Genomic DNA, 6,812 nt, shown 5'->3' with positions numbered 1-6,812 from the left:
TATTACTTAACGAACTTTAGACAACCCGCGCCGACCCACGCGCGGTGGGGGGGGCGCAACGGCTCGTGCGGGCGGCTCCGGTGCGCCGTTCATCGGCGGCGCGCCCGGAACCGCGCATGCGCTACTTGCTGACGGGCGCGGGCGCGTCCTCGTCGGCGGGGCGCTGCTCGGTCTGCTCCTTGGCCCAGCGGTAGTCCGGCTTGCCGGCCGGATTGCGCTTGATCTGATCGACGTACCACAGGCTGCGGGGCAGCTTGTAGGACGAGATCTCCTGTGTCAGAACGGGACGCAGGTCCTCGAGCGTCGGCCGCTGCTCGCCGCGGCACTGCACGACCGCGACCACGCGCTGACCCCAGCGCTCGTCCGGCACGCCGACCACGAGCGCGTCGAAGATCTCCGGGTGGCACTTGAGCGCGCCCTCGACCTCTTCGGGGTAGATCTTCTCGCCGCCGGAGTTGATGCTGACCGAACCGCGGCCGAGCATGGTCACGGTGCCGTCCTCCTCGACGCGGGCGAAGTCGCCCGGGATCGAGTAGCGCACGCCGTGGAACTCCTTGAAGGTGGCCTTGGTCTTCTCTTCGTCCTTGTAGTAGCCCTGCGGGATGTGGCCGCTGCGGGCGATGAAACCGGTCTTGCCCGAGCCGGCCTCGATCGGGTGGCCGTCGTCGCCGAGCACCTGGGTGGAGGCGTCGATCTTCACGCGCGGGCCGCCGGTGTGGGTCTGGCCCTTGGTGACCATGGACAGTCCGCCGAAGCCGGTCTCCGAGGATCCGATGGAGTCGGTGATCATGCGGTTCGGCAGCGCGTCGAGCAGCTTGTCCTTGAGCGTCGGCGAGAAGAGCGCGGCGCTGGAGGCGATCATGAACAGGCTCGAGAGGTCGTACTCCGCACCGGTTTCCGGGTTCGGCTGGTCGATGGCGTCGCACATCGGGCGGGCCATGGCGTCGCCGGTGATGAAGATCAGGTTGACCTTGTGCTTCTCGATGGCCTGCCACAGTCCGTGGCCGCTGAACTCCGGCAGCATGAGGGTCTTGCCACCGCTGAACAGCGCCATGAAGGTGGCCCACTGCGAGCCGCCGTGGATCATCGGCGCGACCGGGTAGCGCACCATCTGCGGGTTGGCCGCGCCGAGCTTGGCGTGCTCCCACTCGTCGGTGACGTACTCGCCGGTGAGGAAGTTGATGCCGCCGCCGAGCACGCGCCAGACGTCCTCCTGGCGCCACATGACGCCCTTGGGCATGCCGGTGGTGCCGCCGGTGTAGAGGATGTACAGGTCGTCGGGGGAACGCTCTTCGAAGTCACGCTCGCCGGACTGGGTGGCCAGGGTGGCCTCGTACTCGGTGGCGCCCTCGGGCAGCGGCAGGTCGGTGCCGTCCTCGACCACGATGACGGACTTCAGCAGCGGCAGGTTCGGCCAGATGTTGGCGACCTTGTCCACGTACCGGCGCTCGACGACGAGCGCGACCATGTCCGAGTTCTCGAAGATGTACTGCAACTCGTTCTCGACGTACCGGTAGTTCACGTTGATCATGACCGCCCGGGCCTTGAACACCGCGACCATGGCCTCGACGGCCTCGATCGTGTTGCGCGAGTAGATACCCACCTTGTCACCGGGCTCGACGCCCTGTTCCCGCAGGTAGTGGGCGAGTTGGTTGGCTCGCACCTCCAGCTCGGCATAGGTGACCGAGCGAGTGTCGTCGACCAGAGCGACGTTGTCCGGCATGAGGTCGATTGCGTGCTCTACAAGGTCCGCTATGTTGTGGCTCACACGATGAAAATAGAACGTGTTCTCGTCAGTTGCAAGGTGTGATTTGTCCGCCCCACCAGCAAAACTTGTGTCCCCGGTCACAGACTAGCGGGTCAAATGTCCGATTGCCACCCGGGATCGGGCGCCCACTGAGCGGGAACGGGGAGGTCCGGCGCCGTCCCGCCGCAACCTCCCCGCCCCGTTAGTGAAACGAGTTCTACGCCTCGATCAACGGCCGCAGCCGCTCGAACTGCGCCACATCGCGCACGCCGACGAGCAGCATCGTCACTCCCGCCTGCTCCCAGACCTTCAACTGCTCACGCACGTGCGCCTCGTCGCCGATGATCGTGGTGTCCAGGATCAGCTGATCGGGCACCGCGGCCGCGGCCTCGTCCTTGCGGCCGGTGCGGAAGAGCTTGGTGATCTCCTCGACCGCGTCGCCGTACCCCATGCGCCGGTACACCTCGGCATGGAAGTTCATGTCCTCCGCGCCCATCCCGCCGATGTACAGGGCCATGAACGGGCGCAGCCGATCGAGTTCGCCCTTGACGTCGTCGGTGAGGATGACCTGCGCGGTCGCGGCGATCTCGAAGTCCTCCCGCGAACGCCTGGCACCCGCGCGGGCGAAGCCCTCGTCCAGCCATTCGTTGTACATGTCGGCCAGGCGCGGGGTGTAGTAGATCGCCAGCCAGCCGTCGGCGATCTCGGCAGTCAGCGCGACGTTCTTCGGACCCTCGGCGCCCAGCCAGATCGGCAGATCCTTGCGCAGCGGATGGGTGATCGACTTGAGCGGCTTGCCGAACCCGGTCGCGTTCGCGCCGTTGTAGGGCAGCGGGAAATGCGGTCCGTCGTTGACTACCTTGCCCTCGCGATCGAGCACCTGGCGAATGACCGAGACGTACTCGCGGGTGCGCTGCAACGGTTTGGCAAACGACTGGCCGTACCAGCCCTCGACCACCTGCGGCCCGGAGACGCCGAGCCCGAGAATGTGCCGCCCGCCGCTGAGGTGATCCAGGGTCAGCGCGGCCATCGCGGTGGCGGTGGGCGTGCGCGCCGACATCTGCACCACCGAGGTGCCCAGGCGCACCCGGCTGGTGCTCGACCCGAGCCACGCGAGCGGGGTGTAGGCGTCCGAACCCCACGATTCGGCGGTGAAGACCGCGTCGAATCCGACCTCCTCGGCGGCCGCGACCAACTCCGCGGTATTGGCGGGCGGCTGCGCGCCCCAGTATCCGAGTTGCAACCCAAAGCGCATGTTCGGTTCCCTTCCCAAGTGGGCTCTTGCACCCTTCTTTAGAACCTGTTCTACTCGATCGCGTGACTCTGGGGAACACCGAAGTACTCGCCGCGCCGCTGCGGATGCAGTTCGATTACACCCGCTCCACCGGTCCGACCATCGGACGCTTCCTCACCGGGTTGCGTTCGGGCCGGGTCGTCGGAGTGCGTGGTTCCGATGGGCGCGTCATCGTGCCGCCCGCGGAATTCGATCCGATCACCGCGGAACCGCTGACCGAATTCGTCGACGTAGCCGATGTGGGCACCGTCCAGTCGTGGAGCTGGGTGGCCGAACCGCTGCCCGGGCAGCCCTTCGACCGGCCCTTCGCCTACGCGCTCATCAAGCTGGACGGAGCGGACACCGCGCTCCTGCACGCGGTGGATGTGGCCTCGCCGGCCGACATCTCCACCGGTCTGCGGGTGCGGGTGCGCTGGGCCGGCGAGCGCCGCGGCGACATCCATGACATCGCCTGCTTCGAACCGGGCGAATCCTCCAACGCGCCCGCGGATTCCGCGGCCGACGCCGAGCCCGTAACCGGCATCATCACCCCGATCGACCTGTCCTTCAAGCACACCGCCGCACCCCAGGAAGCCGAATTCCTGAAGGCGATCATGGAGGGCAGGCTGCTGGGCGCGAAGGCCTCCAGCGACGGCAAGGTGTACTTCCCGCCGCGTGGCGCCGACCCGCGTGACGGCTCCCCCACCGATGATTATGTCGAGGTCGCCGACACCGGCACCGTGACCACCTTCTGCATCGTGAACGTGCCCTTCATGGGGCAGAGCATCAAGCCGCCGTACGTGGCGGCCTACGTGCTGCTGGACGGCACCGATATTCCGTTCCTGCACCTGGTGCTCGGCTGCGACGCCGGCGAGGTTCGCATGGGCATGCGGGTCAAGGCCGTGTGGAAGCCTCGCGAGGAGTGGAGCCTGAGTATGGGCAATGTCGACCACTTCGAGCCCTCCGGCGAGCCCGATGCCGCGTACGAGTCCTTCTCGCACCACCTGTAAAGGCTGAATACGTTGACGAACAACGAAATCGCGGTGGTCGGGTTCGCCCACGCACCGCATGTGCCCGAGACCTTCGGCACGACCAACGGCGTGGAAATGCTCGCGCCGTGCTTCCACGAGTTGTACGGCAAGCTCGGCATCAAGCAGACCGATATCGGCTTCTGGTGCTCGGGCTCCTCGGATTACCTTGCCGGGCGCGCCTTCTCGTTCATCTCCGCGATCGACGCCATCGGCGCGGTGCCGCCGATCAACGAGTCGCACGTGGAGATGGACGCGGCCTGGGCGCTGTACGAGGCGTGGCTCAAGCTGCGCACCGGACAGGCCGAGACCGCGCTGGTGTACGGCTTCGGCAAGGCTTCGGCCGGTACGCTGCGCCAAGTCCTGACCCTGCAGACCGACCCGTACCTGGTCGCGCCGCTGGGCCCGGACGCGGTGTCCATGGCCGGTTTGCAGGCCCGCGCCGGTATCGACGCCGGTCGCTGGACCGAGCGCGATATGGCCGAGGTCGCCGCCCGTGCCGCGGCCCATGCCGCCGCCAAGGGTGGCAGCGCGACCGCGCGCACCGAATCCGATGTCGAAAAGCTCTTGGCCGCCGACTATGTGGCCAATCCTTTCCGCTCGCACGACATCGCGCCCATCACCGACGGCGCGGCGGCGATCGTGCTGGCCGTGGGCGACAAGGCCCGCGAGCTGGCCGAGCGACCGGCGTGGATCAGCGGTATCGCGCACTACATCGACACCCCGGTCCTCGGCGCGCGCGATCTCACCGTCTCGCAGTCCACGACCCGGGCGGCCAAGGCCGCGATCAACGGCGGCGCGAGCGATTTCGATATCGCCGAGCTGCACACCCAGTACAGCCACGAGGAACTGATCCTCGCGCAGGCGCTGGGGCTGAACGGCTCGACCAAGATCAATGTGTCGGGCGGCCCGCTGTCCGGCAACCCCATGTTCTCGGCCGGCCTGGAGCGCATCGGCTTCGCCGCCACCGAAATCTTCAATGGCACCGCGAATCGCGCACTGGCACATGCCAGCTCGGGTCCCGCGCTGCAGCAGAACCTGGTCGCCACCCTGGAGGCACGCTCATGACGAACCCCGCTGCCGTCCTCGGCACCGGCCAGACCCATCACGTGGCCAAGCGCTCGGATGTGTCCATGGCGGGCATGCTCCGCGAGGCCATCGATCGCGCGCTCGTGGATTCCGGTCTGACCATGGCCGATATCGACGCCTTGATCATCGGCAAGGCCCCCGACTTCTTCGAGGGCTCGATGATGCCGGAGCTCTTCCTGGCCGACGCCATCGGTGCGACCGGTAAGCCCATGCTGCGCGTGCACACCGCGGGTTCGGTCGGCGGCTCCACCGCCGTCGTGGCCGCCTCGCATGTGCAGGCCGGTGTGCACGGCAAGGTGCTCGCGCTCTCCTGGGAGAAGCAGTCCGAGTCCAATGCCATGTGGGCGCTGTCGAATCCGGTGCCCTTCACCAAGCCGGTCGGCGCGGGCGCGGGCGGCTACTTCGCCCCGCACGTGCGCGCCTACATTCACCGCTCCGGTGCGCCGCTGCACGTCGGCGCGATGGTCGCGGTGAAGGATCGCAAGAACGGCGCGCGTAATCCCTTCGCGCACCTGCAGCAGTCCGACATCACCATGGATTCGGTCATGGCGTCCCAAATGCTGTGGGACCCCATTCGTTTCGATGAGACCTGCCCGTCCTCGGACGGCGCGTGCGCCATCGTGATCGGCGACGAGGCCGCGGCCAAGGCCGTGGAGGCCACCGGCAAGAAGGTGGCGTGGATTCACGGCACCGCCATGCGCACCGAGCCGCTCGCGTACACCGGTCGCGACCAGGTGAACCCCCAGGCCGGTCAGGCCGCTGCCGCCGCGCTGTGGAAGCAGGCCGGGATCACCAACCCACTGGAAGAGATCGACGCGGCCGAAATCTACGTCCCCTTCTCCTGGTTCGAGCCCATGTGGCTGGAGAACCTCGGCTTCATGCCCGAGGGCGAGGGCTGGAAGCTCACCGAGGCGGGCGAAACCGCCATCGGCGGAAAGCTTCCCGTCAATCCGTCGGGCGGCGTGCTCTCCTCCAACCCCATCGGCGCCTCGGGCATGATCCGCTTCGCCGAAGCCGCCAAGCAGGTCATGGGCCGCGCCGGCGATTACCAGGTGGAGAACGCCAAGAAGGCCTTCGGCCACGCGTACGGCGGTGGCTCGCAGTACTTCTCGATGTGGGTCGTCGGAAGCGAACAGCCGTGAGTGCCGAACATCCTGCGCGCGTAGCGGGTTCGGCTTCGCAGGCCGCCGTCCGCGCGCGGGACAAGGCGGCCTGGGTGGCACTGTTCGCCGCCGACGGCATCGTCGAGGATCCGGTCGGGCCCTCGTTCTTCGATCCGGACGGTAAGGGCCACCGCGGCCCCGAAGCCATTGCGGCGTTCTGGGACAAGGCGATTGCCGCGACCGAACAGATCGAGTTCCTCTTCGACGACTCCTTCGCCTGTGGCAGCGAGGTGGCCTACACCGGCCGCATCCGCACCACCATGGGCGGCGGGGCCACCGTCGACGCCGAGGGCGTATTCACCTACCGGGTGGATTCCGACGGCAAAATCGCTGCGCTGCGCGCGTTCTGGGAAACCGAGCGGGCGATGAAAACGCTGAAGCAGCCGTAAGCAGTAGTACGAAAAAGGAGCGGGGCGATCGGAATTCCGGCTTCGGGGCCTAGAACCCGCCGTCGAACCCGCCGCCGTCGAACCCCCCGAAATCCCCGAATCCGCCGCCGGCATCGGAGCCGG

General features: G+C 67.4%; 6 protein-coding genes. 4 read left to right on the top strand and 2 right to left on the bottom strand.

The genetic code is table 11. The features are described from left to right. Positions 1 to 121 precede the first annotated feature (121 nt). Together ABZ319_RS39585 and ABZ319_RS39580 are read right to left on the bottom strand one after the other, a co-directional pair. Entirely contained in the window at positions 122 to 1,768 is a 1,647-nt protein-coding gene (locus ABZ319_RS39585) for an acyl-CoA synthetase (RefSeq protein ID WP_354991735.1), read from the bottom strand. A gap of 196 nt (positions 1,769 to 1,964) precedes the next feature. Further along, on the bottom strand, positions 1,965 to 3,002 hold the full coding sequence (locus tag ABZ319_RS39580) for an LLM class F420-dependent oxidoreductase (protein ID WP_354991734.1): 1,038 nt from the start codon (positions 3,000 to 3,002) through the stop codon (positions 1,965 to 1,967). Between the two features lie 62 nt (positions 3,003 to 3,064). Here ABZ319_RS39580 and ABZ319_RS39575 point away from each other — a divergent pair, with 62 nt between their 5' ends. From ABZ319_RS39575 to ABZ319_RS39560, 4 genes are read left to right on the top strand one after another with little or no spacing between them, the layout of a single operon-like run. Beyond that, complete coding sequence (locus ABZ319_RS39575) at positions 3,065 to 4,030, top strand: OB-fold domain-containing protein (protein ID WP_354991733.1); 966 nt, start codon at positions 3,065 to 3,067, stop codon at positions 4,028 to 4,030. 12 nt (positions 4,031 to 4,042) lie between these two features. Continuing rightward, complete coding sequence (locus ABZ319_RS39570; RefSeq protein WP_354991732.1) at positions 4,043 to 5,116, top strand: thiolase domain-containing protein; 1,074 nt, start codon at positions 4,043 to 4,045, stop codon at positions 5,114 to 5,116. Next, entirely contained in the window at positions 5,113 to 6,279 is a 1,167-nt protein-coding gene (locus ABZ319_RS39565; protein WP_354991731.1) for a thiolase domain-containing protein, read from the top strand. The genes ABZ319_RS39570 and ABZ319_RS39565 overlap by 4 nt, the downstream gene beginning before the upstream one ends. Next, positions 6,276 to 6,689: a nuclear transport factor 2 family protein gene (locus tag ABZ319_RS39560; RefSeq protein ID WP_354991730.1), complete on the top strand. Its 414-nt coding sequence runs from the start codon at positions 6,276 to 6,278 to the stop codon at positions 6,687 to 6,689. Before ABZ319_RS39565 ends, ABZ319_RS39560 begins: the two co-directional genes overlap by 4 nt. Positions 6,690 to 6,812: the final 123 nt, after the last annotated feature.

The sequence above is a fragment of the Nocardia sp. NPDC005978 genome (assembly GCF_040614455.1).
Lineage (GTDB): Bacteria > Actinomycetota > Actinomycetes > Mycobacteriales > Mycobacteriaceae > Nocardia.
Note: the sequence above shows the minus strand (reverse complement) of the source record. Positions and strands in the feature narration are given on the sequence as shown.

Coding starts and splice junctions, on each gene's coding strand:
- ABZ319_RS39580 (WP_354991734.1), bottom strand. CDS start 3,002: ATGCGCTTTGGGTTGCAACTCGGATACTGGGGCGCGCAGCCGCCCGCC.
- ABZ319_RS39565 (WP_354991731.1), top strand. CDS start 5,113: ATGACGAACCCCGCTGCCGTCCTCGGCACCGGCCAGACCCATCACGTG.